Source organism: Rhodococcus sp. 5G237, from assembly GCF_053764735.1.
The window spans coordinates 420,099-444,933 of the sequence record NZ_JBSNCD010000005.1 but is presented as its reverse complement, the minus strand read 5'-3'; the positions used below and the strand labels follow the sequence as shown (position 1 = coordinate 444,933).

The window sequence follows — 24,835 nt, the reverse complement described above, 5'->3', positions numbered from 1 at the left end:
AGGCTTCCGAGTAATCTGAGTCACAACGAACTACTGCGGTGAGGAGATCTCCATGGAGCAGTCGGTGTCCGTCCTGCACGGCACCCCCGTCGTCCCCGGTATCGGATACGGGCCGGTCATTCGTCCCGTCGCGCGTCCTGTGGTCCCGGCGCAGGGCGCCTCGATCCCCGACACGGCGCGCGAGGCCGAGGTGGGCCGGTTCGAGGACGCCGCGAAGGTCGTGGCCGAGCGGCTGCGGGCCCGGGCCTCGCGTGCATCGGGTGCCGCGGCAGAAGTGCTCCAGGCCACCGCTGTGCTGGTCGAGGACCGCGCCTGGCGCGGGGCGGCCGCGACGAAGATCCGGTCCGGATCCGACGCGGTCGGCGCCACCGTCGCCGCGACCGACCAGTTCGCGGCCCTGTTCGAGAAGATGGGCGGGCTGCAGGCCGAGCGGGTCACCGACCTGCTCGACATCCGCGACCGCGTGATCGCCGAACTGCAGGGCGCCCCCGAACCCGGTCTCGAGATGCCCGATTCGCCGTCCGTGCTCCTCGCGGCCGATCTCGCACCCGCCGACACCGCCGGACTCGACCCGTCCGTCGTCGTCGCGCTGGCCACCTCTCTCGGAGGACCCACGAGCCACACCGCGATCATCGCGCGCCAGCTCGGCATCCCGTGCGTCGTCGCGGTGGCCGGTCTCGACGATGTCCCGGCCGGCACCGAGGTGCTGGTCGACGGCGCGGCGGGCCGGATCGTGCTCTCCCCGGACGGTGCCGAGGCCGCAGCCGAGGTCGAACGCGACCGCGTCGAGCGCGAGCGGGTGGCGGGCTGGTCCGGCCCCGGTGCCACCGCCGACGGTCACCCGGTCGAGATCCTCGCCAACGTGCAGGACGGAGCCGGTGCCGTCGCGGCGCGCCGGACGCCGGCGCAGGGCGTCGGACTGTTTCGCACCGAGCTGTGCTTCCTCGACCGCGACACCGAACCGACGGTGGACGAGCAGGCCGACATCTATGCGGAGGTCTTCGAGGCGTTCGACGGGCGGAAGGTCGTCCTGAGGACCCTCGACGCCGGATCCGACAAGCCCCTCCGGTTCGCCAACCACCCCGACGAGCACAATCCCGCCCTCGGCGTCCGCGGCATCCGCATCACGACCACGGCGCCGGGCGTCCTCGATCGTCAGCTCGACGCGGTGGCCGCGGCGGCTTCGCGCACCGGCGCCACGCCGTGGGTCATGGCGCCGATGGTGGCGACCGTTTCGGAGGCCGCCGATTTCGCCGCGCGCGTGCGCGAGCGGGGACTGTCGCCGGGCGTCATGATCGAGGTTCCGTCCGCTGCCCTGCTCGCCGACCGGCTGCTCGAACACCTGGACTTCCTGTCGATCGGCACCAACGACCTCGCCCAGTACACGATGGCGGCCGACCGGATGTCGCCGCAGCTGGCCGCACTCACCGACCCGTGGCAGCCTGCGGTGCTCGCGCTGGTGGCCCGCGCGGCACAGGCCGGGGCGGCTGCGGGCAAGCCGGTCGGGGTGTGCGGCGAGGCGGCGGCCGACCCGCTCCTCGCCTGCGTCCTGGCCGGAATGGGCGTGACCTCCTTGTCGTGCGCGGCGTCCGCGGTGACGGGTGTCGGCGCCCGGCTCTCCTCGGTCCCGATGGACCGTTGCCGCGAGGCGGCCGAGGCGGTCCTCGCGAGCGACGACCCCGTCGCGGCACGTGCCGCGGCAGCGAAACTGCTGGACTGAGCGGCGCGGCCGGGACGGCCTGTTCCACGCGGCCGGGACGACCGATTCCACGCGCCGGGACGGCCTGTTCGACGCGGCCGGGACGGCCTGTTCCACGCCGCTGAGGCTGCCGGTTCTACGATGACCTGTCGTGACCGAACGAGCGAACACGACCGGACGCACGACCACACGCCGCAGCTGGACCCTGCACGGCGACGGGCGTCGTATCAATCCCGGTGCGGTGGTCGCACCGCACGAGCGACTGTCGTGGCCGCGCACCGTCGGCATCGGGATGCAGCACGTCATCGCGATGTTCGGCGCCACCCTGCTCGTGCCGACGATCACGGGCTTCCCCGTCACGACGACGCTGCTGTTCTCCGGAATCGGCACCGCGCTGTTCCTGATCATCACGCGCGGCCGGGTGCCCAGCTATCTCGGCTCGTCGTTCGCGTTCATCGCGCCGCTCAGCGCCTCGGCCGGTTCCGGTCCGGCAGCGCAGCTCGGGGGGATCGTCGCCGTCGGCATCGTTCTGGTGCTCATCGGTCTCGTGGTCAAGGCGGCAGGTTCGCGCATCATCGATGCGATCATGCCGCCGGTGGTCACCGGGGCGATCGTCGCCCTCATCGGCCTCAACCTCGCGCCGACCGCCACCGGATCGTTCGAAGCCCAACCGCTCGTCGCCACGATCACGCTCGTGGTCACGCTGCTCGTGACGGTGGTCGGCCCGGGCATGCTCGGCCGCCTCGGCATCCTCGTCGGTGTGATCGTCGGATGGATCTTCGCGGCGTTCACCGGGGCGATCGCGTCCGAACGCATCGACGCCATGCGCGACGCGGCCTGGTTCGGCCTGCCCGATCTGCACGGCCCCACCTTCGAACTGTCGGTCGTGCTGCTGGCGCTGCCCGTCGTCGTCGTGCTGGTCGCGGAGAACGTCGGCCACGTCAAGGCGGTCGCCGCGATGACCGGCCGGAACCTCGACGACATGGCCGGCAACGCGCTCGTCGCCGACGGCCTTGCGACCACCCTCGCCGGTGCGGGCGGCGGTTCGGGCACGACCACCTACGCCGAGAACATCGGCGTCATGGCGGCCACGCGCGTGTACTCGACCGCTGCATACGCCGTTGCGGCGGTCACCGCCGTCGTGCTGGCCTTCTCGCCGAAGTTCGGTGCGCTGGTGTTCACTGTGCCCGACGGTGTCCTCGGCGGCGCGACCCTCGTGCTCTACGGCCTGATCGGCATCCTCGGTGTGCGTATCTGGACGGAGGCGAAGGTCGACTTCACGGATCCGGTCAACCTCACGGTTGCGGCTGCGGCGCTCGTCGCCGGCATCGGCGACCTGACCCTGTCGATCGGCTCGGTCGAACTCGGCGGTATCGCCTGGGGTTCGATCGGCATCCTGGTCGCGTACCCGCTGCTGCGCAGACTCGCGAATCTGCGCCGCTGACCGGAACCCGACGCATCGGCCGACACCGACGCGTGCCCGCGGGTCGTTCGATACCGCCGTGTTCCCGGCGGGGTCGTCCGGGTCACAAAATGCGCTCGGTTGTGTCAGCGTCACCGTGCGCTCGCCTGCATACCGTGAGTATGTCGAACGACGTCTCACACAGGAGCGCAGATGGAACGCACCCTTTTCGAGCCCGAGCACGACCTCTTCCGGGAGTCGTACCGGAAGTTCCTCGAACAGGAGGTGGCCCCCTTCCACGAGCAGTGGGAGAAGGACAAGATCGTCGACCGTGAGGTGTGGAAGAAGGCCGGCGCGCAGGGCTTCCTCGGCATGGCGGTGCCGGAGGAATACGGCGGCGGTGGAATGGACGACTTCCGCTACAACGCCATCATGGCCGAGGAGACCACCAAGCTGGGCTTCAGTGGCCTGGGCTTCATGCTGCACAACGATGTCGTCGCTCCCTACCTGCTGGAGCTCGCCAACGAGGAGCAGAAGAAGCGTTGGCTCCCCGGCTTCTGTTCGGGTGAGCTGATCACGGCCATTGCGATGACCGAGCCCGGCACCGGCAGCGACCTGCAGGGCATCAAGACCCGCGCGGTGCGCGACGGTGACGACTGGGTCCTCAACGGCGCCAAGACGTTCATCACCAACGGCATCCACTCCGACCTGGTGATCGTTGTCGCCTGCACCGACCCGGAGAAGGGCGCCCAGGGCTTCTCGCTGCTCGTCGTCGAGCGTGGCATGCCGGGCTTCGAGCGGGGACGCAACCTCGACAAGATCGGCCTCGACGCGCAGGACACGGCGGAGCTCAGCTTCAACGACGTCCGCGTCCCGGCGGCCAACCTCCTCGGCCAGGAGGGCATGGGCTTCATCTACCTGATGCAGAACCTGCCGCAGGAACGTCTCGCGATCGCTGTCGTCGCCGCTGCCGCGATGGAGCGCGTGCTCGACGACACGATCCAGTACTGCCGCGACCGCAAGGCGTTCGGCAAGCCGATCGGCAAGTTCCAGAACACCCGCTTCGAGCTCGCCGAGCTCGCCACCGAGACCCAGCTGGCCCGGGTGTTCGTGGACCGGTGCATCGAGCTGCTCAACGAGAAGAAGCTCACCGTCCAGGAGGCCGCGATGGCCAAGTACTGGACCACCGACAAGCAGGTCGAGCTGATCGACCGCTGCCTGCAGCTGCACGGCGGCTACGGCTACATGCGCGAGTACCCGGTCGCCAAGGCGTACCTCGATGCCCGCGTGCAGAAGATCTACGGCGGTACGAACGAGATCATGAAGGAAGTCATCGGGCGCGGCCTCAACGTCTGAGGCACGTACGAGAAAGGCCGGGGTGGCTCCGCTCAGCGGAGCCACCCCGGCCTCGTTCGTCTCCGGGTGGCCCGGGAATCAGATCTTGCGGACGACCGTGACGACCTTGCCGAGGATGACCGCGTCGTTGCCCGGGATCGGCTCGAACATCGGGTTGTGCGGCATGAGCCAGACGTCGCCGTCGACCCGCTTGAACGTCTTGACGGTGGCCTCGCCGTCGAGCATCGCGGCGACGATGTCGCCGTTGTCGGCGACGTTCTGCTGCCGGACGACCACCCAGTCGCCGTCGCAGATCGCCGCGTCGATCATCGACTGACCGACGACCTTGAGCAGGAACAGCGAGCCCTGACCGACGAGTTCGCGCGGCAGCGGGAAGACGTCCTCGACCGATTCCTCGGCGAGGATCGGACCGCCGGCCGCGATGCGGCCGACGACGGGAACCATTGCCGCCGAAGGGATGTCGTCGGCCGACGAGCCGGCGACCACCTCGGGGGAGGACTCGGGTGCGGGGGTGGGCTCGAGACCGCGGACGTCAACGGCGCGCGGACGGTTCGGGTCCCGGCGCAGGAAGCCCTTCCGTTCGAGCGTGCGGAGCTGGTGCGCGACGGAGGACGTGGAGTTCAGTCCGACGGCGTCGCCGATCTCGCGGATGCTCGGTGGGTACCCCCGTTCGCTGACGGAATCGCGGATGACCTCGAGCACACGACGCTGACGCTCGGTGAGGCTCGCGGTGGGATCGTCGGTCTCGGGTCCGCCCCGGCGGGCTGGGGATGTTCCGTCCGCCTTCATCGTGACCTCCGTGCGGCGAGTGTCGGATGGGTTGCAAGTTGCCTTTCGAATCTATCGAGATCCCGCGCGTATATCAAACAGATGTTCGAGATTCACCCTCCGGAGAGCTGTCGTCGGGGTGCGACTCGTGGTAGAACATTCGAACAGACTTTCGTTCGAACACATGATCGAGTGATCGAGTGGGGTCGTGAGACCACGCACGGTGACACGGACGGGGTCGGAAGACCACGCACAGCGACACGGAGGATTTCCGATGAGCAGAGCGGTTCGGATCGACACGGCGGTTCCGGTGGGTACGGCGCGACAGGGCGCGGTGGTCCGAACCGGTGCCTCAGTCCGGACGAGCACGGCAGGGCGGACCGCCGCGGGCCCGCCCGGAGCAGGTGCGCCCGGAGCGGCGGCATATCGCATCCGACCGATTGCGACGTCGACGCTGCACCATCGCACCCGTGTCCCGGCGCGGACGAGACCGCGCGTCGCCGCGCCTTCGCGCGAATCCGGCGCCGCGCCTTCGCGCGAATGTGGCGCCGCGCCCTCGCGCGAACCCCTGCACCGCCGTTCGGAGATCACACCGCGCAGTCGCCGGCCTGCGGAGGGGACGAGTTGGCGGCAGATGGCCGCGACGGTGCTCCTCACCGCGCTCGCGACCACGATGCTCCTCGTGCTCGCCCACGTGCGTACCGATGAGGTGATCTCGCAGAGCGCCGGCACCACGGTCACGGTCGTGCGAGAGGGGGAGAGCCTGGAGGCCTTGGCCGCTCGCGTGTGGCCCGACGCCCCGGTCGACGTCACGATGGCGAGGATCGCCGACCTCAACTCGCTCGACGGTACGGCCGTGCAGGCCGGAAGCCGCCTCCTCGTGCCGGATTCCACCCGGGGATGAGGGCGTCGTGGCCCTGCCCGACCCGCGATCCGCGCCCGAACCGGACAGGCGGGTATTGTCTAACACTGTCAGTCACACCACTCCGTGTGGTTGCGGCGGTGTCGGCCCACTCGCGGGTGGAGACGGTTCCGGTCGGGAGACATTGCTTCGGCGCCGACGTCGCGACCCGCACGGGCACGACGAAGGAACCGACATGTACTGCCCGTATTGCCGCCATCCCGATTCCCGGGTGGTCGATTCGCGCGAGGCAGACGAGGGTGCCGCGATCCGTCGTCGACGGGCGTGTCCCGAATGCGGGCGCCGCTTCACCACAGTCGAGACGGCCGTTCTGTCCGTCGTCAAGCGCAGCGGCGTGACCGAGCCGTTCAGCCGCGAGAAGGTCGTGCGCGGCGTGGCCCGCGCCTGCCAGGGACGCGATGTCGACAACGACGCACTCAACAAGCTCGCGCAGCAGGTCGAGGACGCGGTGCGGGCGAAGGGCTCACCCGAGGTCCCGAGCCACGAGGTCGGACTGGCGATCCTCGGACCCCTACGCGATCTCGACGAGGTCGCCTATCTGCGATTCGCGTCGGTCTATCGTTCCTTCAGCTCCGCAGAGGATTTCGAACGTGAGATCCAGGAACTGCGCGAGCACAAGAAGTCCCGCTCGGACGCGACCGACTGACCGTCCCGGTCGCTACCGGATCCCGTCGATCGCCTTCAGGACGCGCTTCTCCGACACCGGGATCCGCGTCCCGAGACCCTGCGCGAACAGGCTCACGCGCAGTTCCTCGATCATCCAGTAGATCTCGACCACCTCGGGCGCGGCGCGCCGCTCCTCCGGCAGTCGTGCGAGCAGCTTGTCGTAAGCGCCGTAGACGCGATCGAGCACATCCATTCCCGCCGCGTCGCGATGCGCACTCGCCGGCAACGCCTCCAGGCGCTGCGCAGCCGCGGTGAGATAGCGCGGCAGGTCGGCGATCCGCCGCGACCCCAGATCGGTGACGAAGCCGGGGAACAGCAACGACTGCAGCTGTTCGCGTACGTCGTCGGCAGCCTCGCCGTTCGACCGATCGAGGAGCACACCCACCTCGTGGGCACGGGACAGCACGGGCACAACCGCTTTCAACAGACGGGCCACGCGCCCCGGCAGGTGTGACCGCACCGTGGCCGCGAGCGCCTCGAACTCCTCGGGGGTGCGCACGGGAGCGCCGTGCGCGGCGATGAGTTCATCCACCGCGCAGGCACGGCAGTCCTCGATCAGCGCCTCGAACGATCCGTCGGGGTTCCGCCCGAGCGCGAGCCGCTCCATGTTGGTCAGCCCCGAGGTCACGGCCTTCGCCTTCGTCGGTGCCGACGACAGCAACAGGGCGCGCAACCCCTGACGCGTTGCGTTCTGCTGGGCCTGCGGTGTGCTGAGCACGCGCACCGCGACGCCGTCCTTCTCTGCGACCAGGGCGGGGTAACCGGTGACCTTCCGGCCGCCGACCTCGCGGGTGACGGTCTCCGGCAGGTCCCCGAGGGTCTCGGCCGTCCACACCACCGCCGCGGGACGTTCGGTGCCCGCAGCGGCGCGCGAGACCTCCGCTTCGACCCGCGGAGCCAACTTCTTCCGCAGGGCCGCCAGGCTCTTGCTGCGACCGAGCACGGTGCCGCGCTCGTCGACCGCCGCGAAGGTCATCCGCAGATGGTCGGGCAACGCACCGGTATCGAAGTCGGAGGGCTCGATCGTGCACCGGCCGAGCCGCGACAGCTCGCGGGCCATCGCATTGACGAGCGGTTCGGAGCGCGGCGTCACCGAGGCGAGGGCGGCCGCCGCGAAATCGGGAGCCGGGACGACCTGCCTCCGAAGGTGTTTCGGCAAAGTCTTGATGAGGGCCGTCACCAGCTCGGTCCGCATCCCGGGTACGAGCCAGTCGAAACCGACGGACTTGAGGTTCGCGAGCAGCGCGACGGGGACGCGGGCGGTGACGCCGTCCTCCTCCGTGCCCGGCTCGAACTGGTAGGTGAGGGGGAACTGGATCTCGCCCTGGCGCCACGCATCCGGGTAGTCGCCCTCGAGCACCGACGCGGCGTCCTGGTTCACCACGGTGTCCGGCGTGAACGTCAGCAGGTCGGGTTGCTGCCTGCGGGTCTTCTTCCACCACGTGTCGAAGTGCCGGGCCGAGATCGCCTCCGGGCCGACCCGCTGGTCGTAGAAGTCGAACAGGGTCTCGTCGTCGACGACGATGTCGCGCCGGCGCGCACGGTGTTCGAGTTCCTCGACGTCCTCGAGCAACGCCCGGTTGTCGTGGAAGAACTTGTGCTGTGTGCGCCATTCGCCCTGCACGAGGGCGTGGCGGATGAACAGTTCGCGCGAGACCTCCGGATCGATCCGTCCGTACGGCACGGGACGCTGGGCGATCAACGGGATGCCGTAGAGCGTGACGCGTTCGTAGGCCATCGCCGACTCGCGGCGCGTCGACCAGTGCGGCTCCGAATAGGTGCGCTTGACCAGGTGCGGAGCGAGCTTCTCGACCCATTCGGGTTCGATGCGCGCGGCCGTCCGCGCCCACAGCCGGGAGGTCTCCACGAGTTCGGCGGCCATGACCCAGCGCGGAGGCTTCTTGAACAACGACGATCCCGGGAAGACCGCGAACCGTGCGCCGCGGGCACCGAGGAAGTCGCGCTTGTCGCCCTCGCGAAGACCGATGTGCGACAGCAGACCTGCAAGCAGCGACTTGTGGACGTCGTCGGGGTTCACGTCGCGGTGGTGCGTCTGCCAGCCCATGTCGACGGTGATCTGACGGAGCTGCCCCTGCAGGTCCTGCCACTCACGGATCCGCAACCAGTGCAGGAACTCGTCGCGGCACAACCTGCGGAACCTGCTCGACGACAGTTCCCGCCGTTGCTCCTTCAGGTAGTCCCACAGCCGCAGGAAGGCCAGGAAATCCGAGCCCTCGACCGCGAACCGGGCGTGCTTCTCATCGGCGGCCTGCTGGAACTCGGTCGGGCGCTCACGCACGTCCTGGATCGACAGGGCCGCGACGATGATGAGGACCTCGCGCAGGCATCCGTTGCGGTGGCCCTCGACGATCATTCGGGCCATGCGCGGATCGACGGGCAGCCGGGCGACCTCGCGACCCGTCGCGGTCAGGCGCGGCGTCTCGCCCTTCTTCGCGGGTTCGAGCGCGCCGAGCTCCTCGAGCAGAGCGATGCCGTCGCGGATCGCGCGGGGATCCGGTGCCTCCACGAACGGGAACGCCTCGATGTCGCCGAGACCGAGCGCCGTCATCTGCAGCACCACCGACGCGAGGTTGGTGCGCAGGATCTCGGGTTCGGTGAACTCCGGCCGGCCGTCGAAGTCGTCCTCCGAGTACAAGCGGATGCAGATGCCGTCGGCGACGCGACCGCAACGCCCGGCGCGCTGACGCGCCGAGGCCTGCGAGATCGGCTCGATCGGCAGTCGCTGCACCTTCGTCCGCACCGAGTACCGCGAGATACGGGCGGTGCCGGGGTCGACGACGTAGCGGATACCGGGAACCGTCAGGGACGTCTCGGCGACGTTGGTGGACAACACGACCCGTCGACCCGTGTGCGGTGCGAAGACCCGGTGCTGTTCGGCCGCCGACAGACGTCCGTAGAGCGGGAGGATCTCGGTGTTGCGCAGCTTGCGGTCGCGCAGCGCATCGGCGGTGTCGCGGATCTCGCGCTCGCCGGAGAGGAAGACCAGGATGTCGCCGTCGCCTTCGCGCTGGAGTTCCTCGACGGCCTCGCACACCGCGTCGACGGGGTCGCGGTCGACGAGCGTGTCGCCCACCTCGACGGTCAGCGGCCGATAACGGACCTCGACGGGATAAGTGCGGCCGGAGACCTCCACGATGGGGGCGGGCGTGCCGTTCGCGTCGGCGAAGTGGCGTGCGAAACGTTCGGGGTCGATCGTCGCCGAGGTGATGATCACCTTCAGATCGGGGCGACGCGGAAGCAGCTGCGCGAGGTACCCGAGCAGGAAGTCGATGTTGAGGCTGCGCTCGTGCGCCTCGTCGATGATGAGCGTGTCGTACCGGCGCAGCAGACGGTCGCGCTGGATCTCGGCGAGGAGGATGCCGTCGGTCATCAGCTTGACGAGTGTCGACTCGGTGACCTGATCGTTGAAACGCACCGTGTATCCGACGGCGTCGCCGAGCTCGGTGTCCAGTTCCTCCGCGAGTCGTTCGGCGACGGCGCGCGCGGCGATACGGCGCGGCTGGGTGTGGCCGATCAGGCCGCGAACCCCGCGCCCGAGTTCGAGGCAGATCTTCGGGATCTGCGTCGTCTTGCCCGAACCGGTCTCGCCGGCGACCACCACGACCTGGTGGTCGCGGATCGCGGCGGCGATGTCGTCCTTGCGCTGCGAGACCGGCAGGTCCTCGGGATAACGGATCTCCGGGACCGACGACGCGCGGGACGCGAGCCGGGTGCGGGCGTTCTCGATCTCGGCGGCGACCTCGGTCAGCGCCTCGCCGCCCCGCGCCCGGTCGAGCCTGCGACGGAGGCGGTTCTCGTCGCGGAGGGAGACCTCGGACAGGGCAGCGCGCAGTTCGCGACGATTCGGGGCGGGGGAGATGGACATGCTGATCACACAGCCTAGCGAAACGACCCGGTCGGGGCCGGTCGGGGAGGGCGGGCAGGCCCGGTGGTCAGCCCGCCAGGGCGCGCACCCGGCCGATCACTTCACCGAAGATCTCCCGGTACGGGGCGTGGACCGTGAAGTGGGTGAACCCGTAGCGCTCCCGGCTGCGCAGGATCTGCCCGGCCATCTCGTCGACCGTGCCGATCAGCACGAACGGCGAGTCGAGCAGATCGTCGGCGCCGACGGTGTGCTCGAACCGCTCGGCGAGCGCGGCGGCGGTGCCTGCCCGATCGTCGGTCTCGACGACCGCCTGGAGCAGGGTGTGCCACTCGATGTCCTCGACCCGGTCGCCGGCCCGTGCCCGCGCGAACGTGACACGGTCGTCGGCCTCGGCCGCGGTGGCGATGCGGAACGTCCCCGGTGGCTTCCCCGGCAGTTGGACGGCGCCGGCGACGCTCAGGATGTCGGCGTGGGCGGCGGCGACGGCGAGGATCCGGTCGCCGGTGCCTCCGACGATCAGGGGCGGACCGTAGCCGCCGAATCCGCGCCGTTGCACCGGACGGAGCACGGACAGATCGAACGCTTCGCGCAGCGCTGCCTGCTCGTCGAAACCGGACCCGGTGAACGATCGCTGCAGTTCCTGCACAGTGGATTCGAGTCTCTCGGCTCGCTCGTCGAAGCGTTCCCACTCGATCCCGGCCGCCTCGAACTCCCATCTCATGTGGCCTGCGCCGAGACCGACCTCGAGCCGGCCGCCGGTGAGCAGATCGGTGGTCGCGATCTCGCGGGCGAGCAGTGCCGGATTCCAGAAACCGGCATTGAGCACCATCGTTCCGACCCGCAGACGCTCGGTGGCGCCGGCGGCGGCGACCAGGACGGGGAACGGCGCGGGGACACCGAGATGGTCGGCCGCGTACACGGCGTCGAAGCCCGCGTCCTCGACGGCCCGGCACCAGCGAGCGAACGCATCGGGGGACCCGACCTCGAAGATGTTGACGGAGAAGCGGAACTCGGTCATGGCACCAGGGTGGCGGGTGCGGGTCTTCGGCGCCAGAGTCGTTTCCTCCGCATACGATGACGGGTGTCGTGATCGTCGTGGACGGGAGTTGGTCGTGGGTGCGTTGTGGCACGGATTCGCCGATATGGGCGCGATCGAACGGGACGGCGCATTCGTCGTGTCGCGCGGGGAAGGCGCGTACATCTGGGACGACGCCGGCAACCGTTACCTCGATGCCACCGCCGGACTGTGGTTCACCAACGTCGGTCACGGCCGCACCGAGATCGGCGAGGCGATCGCAGCGCAGATCGCCAAGCTCGCCCACTACTCGAACTTCGGCGACCTGACCTCCGAGCCCACGGTCGAACTCGCCGAGCGTCTCGCGGGGATCGCTCCGGTTCCGGGCAGCAAGATCTTCTTCACCTCCGGCGGATCCGACTCGGTCGATTCGGCGGCCAAGCTCGCGCGGCGGTACTGGCAGGAGGTCGGAAAGCCCGGCAAGCGGCTGCTGGTCTCGCGGGAGAAGGCGTACCACGGCATGCACGTCGGTGGTACCTCGCTCGCCGGTATCCCCGTCAACGGTGAGGGCTACGGCCGCCTGTGGGAGGACACCGCGCGGGTTGCGTGGGACGACGCCAAGGCTCTGCTCGAACTCATCGATTCGGTCGGTGCCGACTCCATCGCGGCCTTCTTCTGCGAACCCGTCATCGGTGCGGGCGGGGTGTACCTGCCGCCGGACGGCTATCTCGCCGAGATCCGCGACATCTGCCGCGACCACGACATCCTGTTCGTCGTCGACGAGGTGGTCACCGGTTTCGGTCGTATCGGTGGTTCGTGGTTCGCGTCGTCCCGATTCGATCTGAATCCCGACATGGTCACCACCGCAAAGGGACTCACCTCCGGCTACCTGCCGATGGGCGCTCTGTTCGTCGCTCCGCGGGTCGCCGAACCGTTCTTCGCCGGAGGCGTGTGGTGGCGCCACGGCTACACCTACGGCGGGCACGCTGCCGCCGCAGCGGCCGCTCTCGCCAACCTCGACATCATCGAGCGCGAGGATCTGCTCACCGAGTCGGCGCGTATCGAGCGGACGCTGCACGAGAAGCTCGCTCCGCTGGCGGATCATCCGCGGGTCGCCGAGGTCCGCAGCGGTCTCGGTGCGGTGGCGGCCGTGCAGCTCGCCGATCCGTCCGAGGCGCTCGGCTTCGTCAAGACCCTGCGACAGCACGGGATCTCGGGACGTGCGGCCGGTCAGGGAGCGATGCAGATCTCCCCGTCGTTCGTGATGACCGACGAGCAGATCACCGATCTCGCCGACGGAATCGCCGCAGCACTCGGCTGATCCGTTCCTTCGGCCCGACCGGTACCTCGGCGAGGGGGAGTTCGGCGCTGCCGTCGCGTGCGGCGAGCGAACGCGCGTAACGCTCGTGCAGCACCGACCGCACCTCGTCCGGGCTGTAGTTCCGTCGTTGCCGCTCGTTGCGGGCGGCGACGGCACCGGTCGCCGCGACTCCCACGATCCCGGCGAGTCCGACGAGCTTCCACCACTTGCCACCGCGTAGTGCCATGTGGACGACCCTAGCGGCCGTCGGGGCCGTGCGGACGACCCCAGCGGCCGTCGGGGCCGTGCGGACGACCCCAGCGGCCGTCGGAGCCATGCGGACGACCCCAGCGGCGGTCGGGCATGGCAGGCTGACGGCATGGACACTTCGTCGGCTGATCGGTCTGCCGGTGCGCGTTCGCGTCTCACCCTCGACGAGGCCGTGGCGACGACCCGCACGGGGGACCTGTGGATCTTCCGCGGCGCAACCCCGGCCGACCGAGCGATCCAGACGCTGACCAACGCGCCGGTGAACCACGTGGGGATGACGGTCGCACTCGAGGACCTGCCGCCGCTGATGTGGCACGCCGAGCTGGGCCGCAGCCTCCCGGACATGTGGACGGGACGGCACCAGCGCGGCGTGCAGTTGCACGACCTGCGCAGTGCGGTGCAGGTGTGGGCCGCGCGTTACGGCCAGCGCGGCTGGTTGCGGCAGATCTCGGTGGCGGTCACCCCGGATCAGGAGGATCAGCTGCTGCGCACGATCGCGCGGCTCGACGGCACACCGTTCCCGTCGACGACGACACTCACGGGGCGATGGTTCGCGGGCCGACTCCCACGTCGTCGGCGGGCCGCCGTCCCGTCCGGTGGGCTCGAGAGCGCGTACTGCGCCGAGGTGGTCGGATTGACGCTGGAGGAGATGGGATTGCTGCAGCAACGGCACCGGGGAAGCAACTGGTACGACCCCGGCCGGTTCTGGAGCGGCGATCGGCTGCCGCTCGCTCCCGGGGTGGAGTTCGGCGGCGAGATCGAGGTCGTGCTCGACGAGGACGACCTCGCTGCCGGAAAGGCGGCCGGCTCGGCGTCGTAGGGCCCGGACCGGGCGTAGTCCGATAGTTGTGAAAGGTAAAGGCGATAGGTCGTTCTACACTGATAGGCGTGACCGATCAGAGCTACCAGCCCACCCTCTCGCAGCTGCGTGCCTTCGTCGCGGTGGCCACCTACCGCCACTTCGGCACGGCCGCAGCGCGACTCGAGGTCAGCCAGCCCACCCTGTCACAGGGTCTGGCGGCTCTCGAGAACGGCCTCGGCGTGCAGCTCATCGAGCGCAGCACCCGCCGTGTGCTGGTGACACCGGTGGGTGCACGCCTGCTTCCGTACGCAGAGGTGGTGCTCGACGCAGCCGACGGCTTCGTCGACGCGGCGGCAGGAGTGTCCGACGGACTGTCGGGCCCGCTGCGGGTGGGGTTGATCCCCACCGTCGCGCCCTACGTCCTGCCCGAGATCCTGCCCGCACTCGACGAAGCGATGCCGGCCCTGTCGCTGCAGGTCGTCGAGGACCAGACTGCGCGGCTCCTCGACGCACTGCGCGCCGGAACCCTCGACGTCGCCGTCCTCGCACTGCCCGCCGACGTCTCGGGTGTGATCGAAGTTCCGCTGTACGACGAGGAATTCGTCCTCGTCCTGCCGACCGGACACGAACTCGCCGGGCGCACCGATCTCTCGGTCTCCGCACTCGACAATGCGCAACTGCTGCTGCTCGACGAAGGCCACTGCCTGCGCGACCAGACACTCGACCTGTGCCGGTCCGTCGACGCGCGACCGACATTCGGCGACACCCGTGCGACCTCCCTGTCCACCGTGGTGCGCTGCGTCGCAGGACGATTGGGCATCACGCTCGTCCCGGCCTCCGCGGTCGCCGTCGAAACCGCCCGGGGAGACCTCGAGGTCGCGCACTTCGCGGACCCGGCACCCGGCCGCCGGATCGGTCTGGTGTTCCGCTCGTCGTCCCCGCGCGGAGTCGACTACCGCATCCTCGCCGAGACCATCCGCGGCTGCGTCCCGCCGACCTGCCGCCCCGTCGTCTCCTGACGAAGACCCCCTCAGCGCCGACCGCGTCGGGGTTTTCCGGGGCGCTTGCGCGCGGAGGTCCCCGCTCGGCGCGACGTCTTGGGTTCCGGCGCGCGGCGCTTCGGGGCCGAGCCCTTGCGTTCACCACGACGCGAGGTGCCGCCCGACTCGGCTTCCGGTTCGGAGTCGCTGCGGCGGCCACGAGAACTGTTGGCCGTCCGTCCCCGGACGATGCCGACGAACTCGTCGACGAGATCGGTCGTCCGGTCGGTGATCCACACGAGACCCACCTGGGACGCCGGCGCGTCGACGACGGGACGGTAGGTCAGGTCGCGTCGGTGGTGCAGGCGGGCGAGCGACTGCGGCGTGACGAGCACACCCACCTCCGAGGCGACGTGCGAGATCGCGTCCTCGGTGGTCGCGGGCCGCTCGAAGGCCTCCTCGCCGGGAAGGGCGACCCAATCGAGCACGTCGTCGAGCGGATGCAGCACCGTCTCGTCGGCGAGGTCGGACACCGACACCTCGTCGACCGCCGCGAACACGTGCTCCTTGGGCACCACCACGACGGAGACCTCGGTGTAGAGGGGGATGACCGACAGGCCGTCCCGCTGCAGCGGCAGGCGCAGCAGTGCGATGTCGGCGGCGTCCTCGCGCAGCGGATCCGCGCCTGCCGTCGGTTCGACGGGGACCAGTTCGATCGGGACGTCCGGCATCCGCTCGTTCCACACCCGCACCCACTTCGCGGGGGTGACACCCGGGACGTAGGCCAAGCGGAAGGGTTGCACGGTCGGTTCGCTCACCGAGTCAGGCTACCGCTCCCGTGACCCGCCGCCTGCGACGATCAGCCCTCGACGATCTCGAACTCGTCGAACACCACTTCACCGGCCGCATCGGACTCGCCGAGATTCACCTCGCCGATCAACGCCCAGCCGTGATCGCCCTGCGGGTCGTGCAGGGTCTGACGCACCCGCCACAGTTCGGGACCCGTCTCGACGGTGAAGAGCAGCGGTCCACGCGCGTCGGGGCCGGTGCCGATCTCGTCGTACTCCTCGAAGTACAACTCGAGCAGGTCCTCCCAGTCCTCGGCGTCGAGACCGTCGCCGAGGGCCGCGAGTTCGTCCCAGCGCCGACGTGAGGCCAGCTCGACCCGCTTGAACATCGCGTTGCGGACCATGACCTTGAACGCACGGACGTTCGCGGACAACGGCCGAGGGGAGTCGACACCGAACGCGATCTGCTGGTCGTCGGATTCCACCCCGGGATGGGTGAGCGACTCCCACTCGTCGAGCAGGGACGAGTCGACCTGACGGATCAGTTCGCCGAGCCACTCGATGATGTCCTCGAGCTCCTCCGTGCGCGCGGCGTCCGGCACCGTCTGCCGCAGGGCGCGGTAGGCGTCGGCGAGATAGCGCAGGACCAATCCCTCGGAGCGGGCCAGACCGTAGTGCGAGACCAGCTCGGAGAAGGTCATGCTGCGCTCGATCATGTCGCGCACCACCGACTTCGGGGACAGCGGGAACTCCGACACCCAGGGATGGCCACCCCGGTACGTCTCGAAGGCAGGCTCGAGCAGCTCTACGAGCGGCTTGGGCCAGGTGATCTCCTCGAGCAGTTCCATTCGCTCGTCGTACTCGATGCCGTCGGCCTTCATCTGCGCGACGGCCTCACCGCGCGCAGCGTGCTGCTGTGCCATGAGCACCTGACGCGGATCGTCGAGCGTCGATTCGATGACCGACACGACATCGAGAGCGTAGGTGGGGGAGTCGACGTCGAGCAGTTCGATCGCTGCGAGGGCGAACGGCGACAGCGGCTGGTTGAGCGCGAAGTCGCGTTGCAGGTCGACGGTGAGACGGGCCCGGCGCCCGAACTCGTCCGGCTCGTCGAGCTGCTGGACCACGCCCGCCTGCAGCAGCCCCCGATACAGCGAGATCGCCTTGAGGATGTGCTTGCGCTGCGCCGGACGGGGTTCGTGGTTGTCCTCGAGCAGATGCCGCATCGCGTCGAAGCAATTGCCCGGTCGCGCAATGACGTTGAGCAACATCGAGTTGCTCACCGAGAACCGCGACTGCAGCGGTTCGGGCGACGCCGCGATCAGCTTGTCGAAGGTGCCCTCACCCCACGAGACGAAACCTTCGGGTGCCTTCTTGCGCTGCACCTTCCGGCGCTTCTTCGGATCGTCCCCGGCCTTGGCGAGAGCCCGGACGTTCTCGATCTCGTGCTCCGGGGCCTGCACGACGACGGTGCCCATCGTGTCGTATCCGGCGCGACCTGCACGACCGGCGATCTGGTGGAACTCGCGCGCCTTGAGCTGCCGGGTGCGGGTGCCGTCGAACTTCGTCAGGCCCGTGAGCAGCACGGTGCGGATCGGCACGTTGATGCCGACGCCGAGCGTGTCGGTACCGCAGATGACCTTCAGCAGCCCGTCCTGCGCGAGCTTCTCGATCAGGCGCCGGTATTTCGGCAGCATGCCCGCGTGGTGCACGCCGATACCGTGCCGGACGAGACGCGAAAGGGTCTTGCCGAAACCGGTGGAGAACCGGAAGTCGCCCAGAGCGGTGGCGATCGCCTCCTTCTCGGCCTTCGTGCACATGTTCACGCTGGTCAGAGCCTGAGCGCGCTCGAGGGCCGCGGCCTGGGTGAAGTGCACGACGTAGACGGGCGCCTGGTGCGTCGTGACGAGCTCCTCGATCGCTTCCCCGATGGGTGCCTGCGAGTACGAGAAGGTCAGCGGGACCGGACGTTCGGAGCCCGAGACCTCCGCCGTCGGCCGTCCCGTGCGGCGGGTCAGGTCCTTCTGCAGGAAAGTCACGTCGCCGAGCGTCGCGGACATGAGCAGGAACTGCGCGTGCGGCAATTCGATGAGCGGAACCTGCCACGCCCACCCGCGGTCGGGTTCGGAGTAGAAGTGGAACTCGTCCATCACGACCTGGCCGATGTCGGAGTCCGGTCCTTCGCGCAACGCGAGATTCGCGACGATCTCGGCGGTCGCGCAGATGATCGGTGCTCCGGCGTTGACCGACGCGTCGCCGGTCATCATGCCGACCTTGTCGGCACCGAAGACGTCGCACAGGGCGAAGAACTTCTCGCTCACGAGCGCCTTGATCGGGGCGGTGTAGAAGGTGCGCTTGCCCGCGGCGAGCGCGAAGAAGTGCGCACCGAGCGCCACCATCGATTTCCCCGAGCCCGTGGGTGTGGCGAGGATGACGTTGGAGCCGGCGACGAGCTCCATGAGCGCTTCCTCCTGCGCCGGATACAGCGAGATGCCCCGATCCGTCGTCCAGGTGGTGAACGCGTCGAACAACGCGTCGTCATCGACGGGGTCGGGTATCAGATCGGGAAGCAGCACTTCTCCAGGCTAGTCGGAAGGACCCGACCCACCCGAGCGGGTCGCGCGGCTCTGCGGGCAGCGCAGTCGGGTGCCCCTGCGGGCAGTGCAGTCGGTGCCCTGCGGGCAGTGCAGTCGGGTGCCCTGCGGGCAGTGCAGTCGGGTGCCCTGCGGGCAGTGCAGGTCAGGTGGCGCTGCGCTCGTCCGAACCCATCGCGCCGAGCACCGCCATGCGGGTCTCCGGGCCGCCGCTGATCTGCGACTCGCTCACGCCCGACACGAGCAGTCGACGCCAACGGTCGAGGTCGAACTCCAGGGGAGAGGTGGTCTCCAGAAAGTTCTCGACCACCCGCAGGAAGCGCAGCGGGTCGTCGCGGAACGGGAAGTGGCCGGAACCCCGGAAGATCTCGAGACGTGAACCGGGCATGGCCGAGTGCGCGAGATAGGCGTGGGCGATCGGGATGACGCTGTCGTGATCGCCCCAGATGAGCTGGACGGGGAGGTTCTCCGTCAGATAACAGCGATCGAGCATGGTCACGACCTGACCGCGCCAGTCGACCACCGCGCGCAGCGTGCGCAGATACGCCTCGTAGGCCGTGGGGTCGGGGAGGTTCCCCAGCACGCGCACCAGATCCGAGGTGTCGTGCAGCAGGGCACCGGGACGCAGCGGCGATCCGTTGACCCGATTCAGCACGGCACCGGCGGCGCGCAGGACCGGCATCGCCCCGGGCAGCCGCAGGACCCGCAGCGCTTCGCTGACGATCGGCACCGAGATCAGGCGCAGCGCAGGATGAACGTCCTTGGTGACTCCGCCGGACGCGACGAGCACCAGACGCTCGACCATGTGGGGGAACTGGTAGGCGAACTGCATCGCCACCCCGCCGCCGAGGGAATGGCCGATCACCGTGACCGACTCGATCCCCAGGACCGACAGCAGGTCGCGCATGCCGTTCGCGTATGCGGCCACCGAGTAGTCGGCCCGCGGCTTGTCGGATCGACCGTGCCCGAGCAGGTCGGGGGCGATCACGGTGTACTTCTCCGCCAGGTGCGGGATCACGTCCTGCCAGGTCGAGGAGTCGTCACCGATGCCGTGCACGAGCAACAGAGCGGGACCGCTGCCGGCCATGCGGAACGCGCGTCGATAACCGTGGATCGTGCGGAACACGATGCGGGGTTCGTTGTCCGGAACCGGGCGAAGCGTCCGGGCGCGCGGTGGAACCATGAGCGTCTCCTGCGACGTCGGTGATCGCGTGGTGGTAGCCGGGCTGCCCGGCCCGTCGCCGGGAACCGGACACAACTACCACTGTGGCATGTCGCCGAAGCGTACCGCCTGTATGTGACGCCGACAACGACGATTGTGACGATCATGAAACATCCGGCGGACCCGTCTTGGCGTCAGCGCGGAGCGGAATCGTCCCCGTCGTCCGGGCCGAGCTCGCCGAACCCGCCGTCGCCGGCCCCGCCGTCGCCCGGACCTGGGAGATCGTCGCCGGGATCGGTGCCGCGCCGGTCGTATTCGGCGAGGAACCGCTCGAATTCGGCGCCGATCTCCTCACCCGTCGGCAGACTCTCGTCGGTCGGCAGGGGAGAGGTCTGCTGTTCCTGGGCGGCGACGTAGCTGTCGTACTGTCGCTCGAGCGCGTGCACCACCCCGAGGACCTCGGCGTTGTCCTCGATGTGCTCGTCGATCTGCTCCCGCACCCGTGCCGCGGCCTCGCCGAGCGCCTGCAGCGGCAGCTCCAGGCCCCCGACCTCGGCGACGTTCGTCAGCAGCGTCTCGGCGGCAGCCGGATAGTCGGTCTGGGCGAGATAGTGCGGCACGTGCACGGAGAAGCCCACGGACTCGTGCCCGTGCTGCCCCATCCGGTATTCGAGCAGCGACGAGACCCCGGCGGGCACCTGCAGCTCGCCCGACCAGCGGTGGTGCCCCGCGATGAGGTCCTTGTTGGTCGAGTGCGCGGTGACCGCCAACGGCCGGGTGTGCGGGATCGCCATGGGGATCGCATTGAGCCCGATGGTCCGCCGCACCCCGAACTGCTCGGCGAGCAACCGCACCGCGGTGATGAAACGCTCCCACTTCAGATCCGGCTCGGCACCCGCGAGCAGCAGGAACGGGGTGCCGGCCTCGTCGATGAGCGCGTACAGGTTCAGTTCGGGCTCGGCGTAATCCGAGAAGTGGTCGGCCTTGAACGTCATGAGCGGCCGACGCGATCGGTAGTCGATCAGTTCGTCGACGGCGAACGACGCGACGAGTTCGGTCTCCAAGTTCTCGCGCAGGTGCGTGGTCGCCAGGCGCACCGCGTGTCCCGCGTCGGCGAACCCTTCGAGACCGTGCACGAGGACGGGCCCCTCACCGTCCGGGGAGGTGAGCTGCGGAGCCGGGAATTCCAGCTCGTACATGCGGGACTGCTCGTCCATCTGCGAACCACTCCGATCACACTCAGTCTCGGCATCTCCGCCGGGGTCACCCGACGTGGCATGGTGGTGTTCGAGTCTAATTGACGCCACGACGACCGATTCCGGGGCGCACACCCTGCCCGACGTCGACGACCGAGGGAGGTTCGGGTGACCCGACGCGATACTCGTCCGAGGCGCCGCGCATCGGCCGGCCGGAGCGTGGTGGCGGCCGCGTGCCTCATGCTCGCATCCGCCTGCTCCCAGACCGTCTCCGGCGACCCCCGGCCCGAACCGGCAGCCCTGACGGGAACCGCGTCCGCGCCTGCGCCTGCCCCCGCGATCGTCCGGGCACCGGGCGAACTGGTGCTTCCCCCCGAACGGTTTCCCGAACCGTACGTCGCGGTGGTTCTCCCACCTGAGGCCGTGGCGCAGGCGGCGCCCGACCTGACCGGGATCCAGCCCGGCTCGAGGGTCGATCCGGGCGGATGTCTGCCGCCCGCGCAGGATTACGGCCCCGAGAGCACCGCCATGGTGGTCGGTACCGACAACGCCAGTCGCGCGACGATCAGCGTCGAGGTCACCCGGCCTGCTCCGGACCTCGCCGAGTACCGCACCCATCTGACGGAATGCTCGCAGGTGGACGCCACCGTGCGGGGGATCACCTCGACCGTCTCGACCGTCCTCGACGACGATCCTGCTGCGCCCGTCGACGGAGCCGGGACGCTGGCCCTGACCCGGACGGTCGACTCCGGCCGGGGATCGGGCGGCCTGACGCAGTCGATGGCCACGCGCATCGCACAGATCGAGGACGTGCGCGTGACGGTCACGTACATGTCCTTCGACGCGGCATCTCCCGACACCGACAATCTCGACCGCGTGTTCCGGGAGGCCGTCGACTTCGCCGCCCGCCCCTGACCCGGGCCGGGCGCGGCACCCTAACAGCGCCCGCCGACGGGATCGTCCGCTCGGCACCCCATCACGGTGACCGGTCTCGAAGTTGTCCACAGCCGGCCGGTTCATCCCCAGAAGGCCCCGGAACGGCCCCGGGAGCCGCTTTCCGCTCGGACCGATGGGCCACGGTTCGAGCATGACAACTTCCACGCCTTCGTCGTCGCACCCACTCCGTCTCACCGATGTCGGTGACGTGATCGCCGCCCTGCCCGCGCTGATGGGCTTCCCGCCGACGCGTTCGATCGTCGTGATGTGCCTGACTCCGACCGGTGACGTTCCGACCCGCCCGAACGGCAGGGTGGCGAGCATCGGTGCGGTGATGCGACACGACCTCGTCCTGCCCCGGCCCGGGGAACCGGTCCCCGAGCTCATGCGCGCGGCGTTCCGGCGCTTCTGCGCCGTCTGTGCCCGCGAGGGCGCGGAATCTGTGGTGGCCGTGCTCGTGGACGACGATCTCGCCGACCGGCACGATCCGGTGATCGCCGACGTGTGCAGGCTCGTCGACGACTTCGCCGACCATCTCGACGCCGTCGGCATCGACCTGGCGGGGGTGTACGCGCTGCCGGAGATCACCGGTGGAGCGACCTGGTTCGTTCCCGGCCAGGACATCACCGGCAGCGTGGCCGATCCCGGATCCTCGGTGGTTGCGGCCGCCCGGGTGTTCGAGGGCAGCCCGATCCGCGGCTCCCGCACCGAACTCGCCGCACTGCTCGCGCCGTATCCGCCGGCGGTGCGGCAGGAGGTCGCGCGGTGTATCGACGAGGTCGTCGAGACCCGCGACCGCGAGTACGAACGTTGTGCCCGCGAGGGCGGCGGCGAACGCGCCGATCGTCTCGAACTCGAGACCGTGCTGGCGCACATCGAGACGTACGCCGCAGGAACGGATCCCAGCGCGTCCGACGTCGCCGAGCTGGCCGTTCTGCTCGCCAACCGCACGGTGCGCGACGCCGCCATGGGACTCGCGACCGGACCGCTCGCGCGGCCGGCGGAGCGTCTGTGGACCGAGCTCGCCCGGGCCCTGCCCGATCCCGAACGGGCCGACGCCGCCGCGCTCGTCGGCTTCGGCGCCTACGTGCGCGGCGACGGTCCGCTCGCCGGAGTCGCGCTCGCAGCGGCCCTCGAATCCGATCCCCGCCACCGGCTTTCGGATCTGCTCGACCAGGCCCTGCAGGCGGGACTGCGTCCCGAGTCGATCCGCGGCCTCGCGGAGACCGGACACGAGATCGCGGCGCGGCTGGGACTCGAACTGCCGCGCGGCGACGAACCGTCCTGAACCGGAGCCGTCTGCTCGATCAGGCCCTGCGCTCGATCAGCGTCGAGCGGCGTGCAACCGGTCGCCGAGAGACCGGGTGAACTCCCACGCATCGGAGACGATCTCGTCGAGATCGGTGTGCTGGGGGTTCCACCCGAGCTCGGAGATCGCGCGGCTGCTCGAGGCGATGAGCACGGCCGGATCGCCGGCGCGGCGCGGCGCGTCGACCGCTGCGATCGGCAGGCCCGTGACCCGCTCGCACGCCGAGATGACCTCGCGGACGGTGAAGCCCTCTCCGCTGCCGAGGTTGTAGATGCCGTGGCGGCCGGGTTCGGACTTCGTCAGGGCCAGCACGTGCGCGTCGGCGAGATCCTTCACGTGGATGTAGTCGCGCACCGCGGTGCCGTCCTTGGTCGGCCAGTCGGTGCCGAAGACCGCGATGTGATCGCGCACACCGAGAGCGACCTGCAGCACGAGTGGGATCAGATGCGTCTCGACGACGCGGTTCTCCCCGGCACCGCCGTAGGCGCCGGCGACGTTGAAATACCGCAGGCTCGTCGCCGCGAGACCGTGGGCATGCGCGTACGACGAGATCGCGTGATCGATGGCGAGCTTCGACGCACCGTACGGGTTGGTCGGGCGGGTGGGCGCGTCCTCGGTGATCGGCACGCTCTCGGGTTCGCCGTAGGTCGCGGCGGTGGAGGAGAACACCAACCGCGGGGTACCCGAGCGGCGGACGGCCTCGAGCAGGGCGAGCGTGGTCACCACGTTGCCCTGCCAGTACTTCTCGGGGAACTCCACCGACTCGCCGACCAGCGACTGCGCACCGAAGTGGAGGACGCCGTCGAAACGGGATCCGGAGAGCAGTTCGTCGGCGACGGCCGCGATGTCGCCCTCGACGAACTCGGCACCGGTGGGGACCGCCTCGGCGTTCCCGGTGGACAGGTCGTCGACGACCACGACGTCGTTGCCCTGTTCGAGCAACACGGTCGTGCACACGCTGCCCACATAGCCGGCGCCGCCGGTCACCAGAAGTCTCACGCTGGACATCCCCTTTTCGCACGCCCGTACCGGACATGCGAAAAGGGGTCTGTGTCAGACCTGCTTCACCTGCACGGCGTGGGCCATCTCGTCGGAAAGCTCGAAACTGTCGTGACCGGCCACGGTGATGGACACCGAGCCCGGTCGCGTCTCGACTGTAACCCGCGCGTCCGGGACCACACCGGCCTCACGCAGCCGCGCGATGACCTCGGGGTCGGACTGGACGTACTCCGCGAGCCGGCGCACCACGACCGCGGTCGGCTTGCCGTGCGGGATCTCCGTCAGCCGCACCAGTTTCTCGTCGAGGACCGCCGTGCGGTCGAGGCCGAGCTGGGCCAGTCCCGGGATGGGGTTGCCGTAGGGGGAGGTGGTCGGGTTGTTGAGCACCTCCACGAGGCGGCGCTCGACCTCCTCGCTCATCACGTGTTCCCAGCGGCACGCCTCGGCGTGCACGTTCTCCCAGTCGAGACCGATCACGTCCACGAGAAGCCGTTCCGCGAGCCGGTGCTTGCGCATGACCGAGACCGCGAGATCGCGGCCCTTCTCGGTGAGCTGCAGGTGGCGGTCGCCGGCGACCCGGAGCAGGCCGTCGCGTTCCATGCGGGCCACGGTCTGGCTGACCGTCGGTCCGCTCTGTTCGAGGCGCTCGGCGATACGCGCGCGCAGCGGCACCACGCCTTCCTCTTCCAAGTCGTAGATGGTCCGGAGATACATCTCCGTTGTATCGACCAGGTCCTTCACTCTCACACCCCTTCGTCTGGGCCGATTCTAACCGTGCGAACAGG

Annotated in this window: 20 protein-coding genes; 10 read left to right on the top strand and 10 right to left on the bottom strand. The window is 69.4% G+C overall.

Annotated features, from left to right (window positions below; translation table 11 throughout):
- The first annotated feature begins 52 nt into the window (after positions 1-52).
- The 3 genes from ptsP (at position 53) to ACWPOC_RS14365 (ending at position 4,457) form a co-directional block, all read left to right on the top strand.
- Entirely contained in the window at positions 53-1,720 is a 1,668-nt protein-coding gene (gene ptsP / locus ACWPOC_RS14375; protein WP_455408877.1) for a phosphoenolpyruvate--protein phosphotransferase, read from the top strand.
- A 130-nt stretch (positions 1,721-1,850) separates the two neighbouring features.
- Complete coding sequence (locus ACWPOC_RS14370; RefSeq protein WP_455408876.1) at positions 1,851-3,143, top strand: uracil-xanthine permease family protein; 1,293 nt, start codon at positions 1,851-1,853, stop codon at positions 3,141-3,143.
- A gap of 171 nt (positions 3,144-3,314) precedes the next feature.
- On the top strand, positions 3,315-4,457 hold the full coding sequence (locus ACWPOC_RS14365; protein WP_016692710.1) for an acyl-CoA dehydrogenase family protein: 1,143 nt from the start codon (positions 3,315-3,317) through the stop codon (positions 4,455-4,457).
- Positions 4,458-4,535: 78 nt separating this feature from the next.
- On the opposite strand, the gene lexA is transcribed toward ACWPOC_RS14365, so the two are convergent.
- Positions 4,536-5,246: a transcriptional repressor LexA gene (gene lexA, locus ACWPOC_RS14360; protein ID WP_455408875.1), complete on the bottom strand. Its 711-nt coding sequence runs from the start codon at positions 5,244-5,246 to the stop codon at positions 4,536-4,538.
- A gap of 613 nt (positions 5,247-5,859) precedes the next feature.
- Between lexA and ACWPOC_RS14355 the strand changes: the two genes are divergently transcribed.
- Complete coding sequence (locus tag ACWPOC_RS14355) at positions 5,860-6,129, top strand: LysM peptidoglycan-binding domain-containing protein (RefSeq protein ID WP_120282336.1); 270 nt, start codon at positions 5,860-5,862, stop codon at positions 6,127-6,129.
- 193 nt (positions 6,130-6,322) lie between these two features.
- The gene (nrdR, locus tag ACWPOC_RS14350) at positions 6,323-6,793 is read left to right on the top strand and encodes a transcriptional regulator NrdR (protein WP_059381265.1); all 471 of its coding nucleotides are present in this window, start codon (positions 6,323-6,325) and stop codon (positions 6,791-6,793) included.
- 12 nt (positions 6,794-6,805) lie between these two features.
- On the opposite strand, the gene hrpA is transcribed toward nrdR, so the two are convergent.
- A complete protein-coding gene (hrpA, locus tag ACWPOC_RS14345) occupies positions 6,806-10,699 on the bottom strand; it encodes an ATP-dependent RNA helicase HrpA (RefSeq protein WP_230787316.1) in 3,894 nt (1,297 codons plus the stop codon).
- Between the two features lie 67 nt (positions 10,700-10,766).
- Positions 10,767-11,717, bottom strand: a complete 951-nt coding sequence (locus ACWPOC_RS14340; RefSeq protein WP_120282337.1) for a TIGR03621 family F420-dependent LLM class oxidoreductase — start codon at positions 11,715-11,717, stop codon at positions 10,767-10,769.
- A gap of 124 nt (positions 11,718-11,841) precedes the next feature.
- Here ACWPOC_RS14340 and ACWPOC_RS14335 point away from each other — a divergent pair, with 124 nt between their 5' ends.
- Positions 11,842-13,035, top strand: a complete 1,194-nt coding sequence (locus ACWPOC_RS14335; RefSeq protein WP_159419252.1) for an aminotransferase family protein — start codon at positions 11,842-11,844, stop codon at positions 13,033-13,035.
- Here the strand turns inward: ACWPOC_RS14335 and ACWPOC_RS14330 are convergent.
- A complete protein-coding gene (locus tag ACWPOC_RS14330) occupies positions 12,995-13,261 on the bottom strand; it encodes a hypothetical protein (protein WP_088898209.1) in 267 nt (88 codons plus the stop codon). The genes ACWPOC_RS14335 and ACWPOC_RS14330 overlap by 41 nt on opposite strands.
- A gap of 132 nt (positions 13,262-13,393) precedes the next feature.
- Between ACWPOC_RS14330 and ACWPOC_RS14325 the strand changes: the two genes are divergently transcribed.
- A complete protein-coding gene (locus tag ACWPOC_RS14325) occupies positions 13,394-14,104 on the top strand; it encodes a hypothetical protein (protein ID WP_120282338.1) in 711 nt (236 codons plus the stop codon).
- Positions 14,105-14,172: 68 nt separating this feature from the next.
- The gene (locus tag ACWPOC_RS14320; RefSeq protein ID WP_120282339.1) at positions 14,173-15,105 is read left to right on the top strand and encodes a hydrogen peroxide-inducible genes activator; all 933 of its coding nucleotides are present in this window, start codon (positions 14,173-14,175) and stop codon (positions 15,103-15,105) included.
- Positions 15,106-15,116: 11 nt separating this feature from the next.
- On the opposite strand, the gene ACWPOC_RS14315 is transcribed toward ACWPOC_RS14320, so the two are convergent.
- From ACWPOC_RS14315 to ACWPOC_RS14300, 4 genes are all read right to left on the bottom strand, one after another.
- On the bottom strand, positions 15,117-15,884 hold the full coding sequence (locus ACWPOC_RS14315; RefSeq protein ID WP_120282340.1) for a LysR family substrate-binding domain-containing protein: 768 nt from the start codon (positions 15,882-15,884) through the stop codon (positions 15,117-15,119).
- Between the two features lie 41 nt (positions 15,885-15,925).
- Positions 15,926-18,430, bottom strand: coding sequence for a DEAD/DEAH box helicase (locus ACWPOC_RS14310; RefSeq protein ID WP_120282341.1), 2,505 nt, complete (start codon positions 18,428-18,430; stop codon positions 15,926-15,928).
- 163 nt (positions 18,431-18,593) lie between these two features.
- Positions 18,594-19,631 (bottom strand): alpha/beta fold hydrolase, encoded by a 1,038-nt coding sequence (locus tag ACWPOC_RS14305; protein WP_060650917.1) that lies wholly within the window; start codon positions 19,629-19,631, stop codon positions 18,594-18,596.
- Positions 19,632-19,804: 173 nt separating this feature from the next.
- Entirely contained in the window at positions 19,805-20,827 is a 1,023-nt protein-coding gene (locus tag ACWPOC_RS14300) for a proteasome assembly chaperone family protein (RefSeq protein ID WP_120282342.1), read from the bottom strand.
- Positions 20,828-21,046: 219 nt separating this feature from the next.
- Between ACWPOC_RS14300 and ACWPOC_RS14295 the strand changes: the two genes are divergently transcribed.
- Positions 21,047-21,721: a DUF5642 family protein gene (locus tag ACWPOC_RS14295; RefSeq protein ID WP_120284199.1), complete on the top strand. Its 675-nt coding sequence runs from the start codon at positions 21,047-21,049 to the stop codon at positions 21,719-21,721.
- 172 nt (positions 21,722-21,893) lie between these two features.
- Positions 21,894-23,030 carry a DUF4192 domain-containing protein gene (locus ACWPOC_RS14290; RefSeq protein ID WP_120284201.1) on the top strand — a complete coding sequence of 379 codons (1,137 nt, stop codon included), beginning with the start codon at positions 21,894-21,896 and terminating at the stop codon, positions 23,028-23,030.
- A 36-nt stretch (positions 23,031-23,066) separates the two neighbouring features.
- Here ACWPOC_RS14290 and galE read toward each other — a convergent pair whose 3' ends face one another.
- Both galE and ACWPOC_RS14280 read right to left on the bottom strand, forming a co-directional pair.
- Positions 23,067-24,050 carry a UDP-glucose 4-epimerase GalE gene (gene galE / locus ACWPOC_RS14285; RefSeq protein ID WP_120284203.1) on the bottom strand — a complete coding sequence of 328 codons (984 nt, stop codon included), beginning with the start codon at positions 24,048-24,050 and terminating at the stop codon, positions 23,067-23,069.
- A gap of 54 nt (positions 24,051-24,104) precedes the next feature.
- Entirely contained in the window at positions 24,105-24,791 is a 687-nt protein-coding gene (locus ACWPOC_RS14280) for a metal-dependent transcriptional regulator (RefSeq protein ID WP_016692727.1), read from the bottom strand.
- Between the last annotated feature and the right edge of the window lie 44 nt (positions 24,792-24,835).

Coding starts and splice junctions, on each gene's coding strand:
- hrpA (WP_230787316.1), bottom strand. CDS start 10,699: ATGTCCATCTCCCCCGCCCCGAATCGTCGCGAACTGCGCGCTGCCCTG.
- ACWPOC_RS14330 (WP_088898209.1), bottom strand. CDS start 13,261: ATGGCACTACGCGGTGGCAAGTGGTGGAAGCTCGTCGGACTCGCCGGG.
- ACWPOC_RS14295 (WP_120284199.1), top strand. CDS start 21,047: ATGCTCGCATCCGCCTGCTCCCAGACCGTCTCCGGCGACCCCCGGCCC.
- ACWPOC_RS14365 (WP_016692710.1), top strand. CDS start 3,315: ATGGAACGCACCCTTTTCGAGCCCGAGCACGACCTCTTCCGGGAGTCG.
- ACWPOC_RS14340 (WP_120282337.1), bottom strand. CDS start 11,717: ATGACCGAGTTCCGCTTCTCCGTCAACATCTTCGAGGTCGGGTCCCCC.
- ACWPOC_RS14325 (WP_120282338.1), top strand. CDS start 13,394: ATGGACACTTCGTCGGCTGATCGGTCTGCCGGTGCGCGTTCGCGTCTC.
- lexA (WP_455408875.1), bottom strand. CDS start 5,246: ATGAAGGCGGACGGAACATCCCCAGCCCGCCGGGGCGGACCCGAGACC.
- ACWPOC_RS14355 (WP_120282336.1), top strand. CDS start 5,860: ATGGCCGCGACGGTGCTCCTCACCGCGCTCGCGACCACGATGCTCCTC.
- ACWPOC_RS14290 (WP_120284201.1), top strand. CDS start 21,894: ATGACAACTTCCACGCCTTCGTCGTCGCACCCACTCCGTCTCACCGAT.
- ACWPOC_RS14300 (WP_120282342.1), bottom strand. CDS start 20,827: ATGGACGAGCAGTCCCGCATGTACGAGCTGGAATTCCCGGCTCCGCAG.
- nrdR (WP_059381265.1), top strand. CDS start 6,323: ATGTACTGCCCGTATTGCCGCCATCCCGATTCCCGGGTGGTCGATTCG.
- ptsP (WP_455408877.1), top strand. CDS start 53: ATGGAGCAGTCGGTGTCCGTCCTGCACGGCACCCCCGTCGTCCCCGGT.
- ACWPOC_RS14305 (WP_060650917.1), bottom strand. CDS start 19,631: ATGGTTCCACCGCGCGCCCGGACGCTTCGCCCGGTTCCGGACAACGAA.
- ACWPOC_RS14335 (WP_159419252.1), top strand. CDS start 11,842: ATGGGCGCGATCGAACGGGACGGCGCATTCGTCGTGTCGCGCGGGGAA.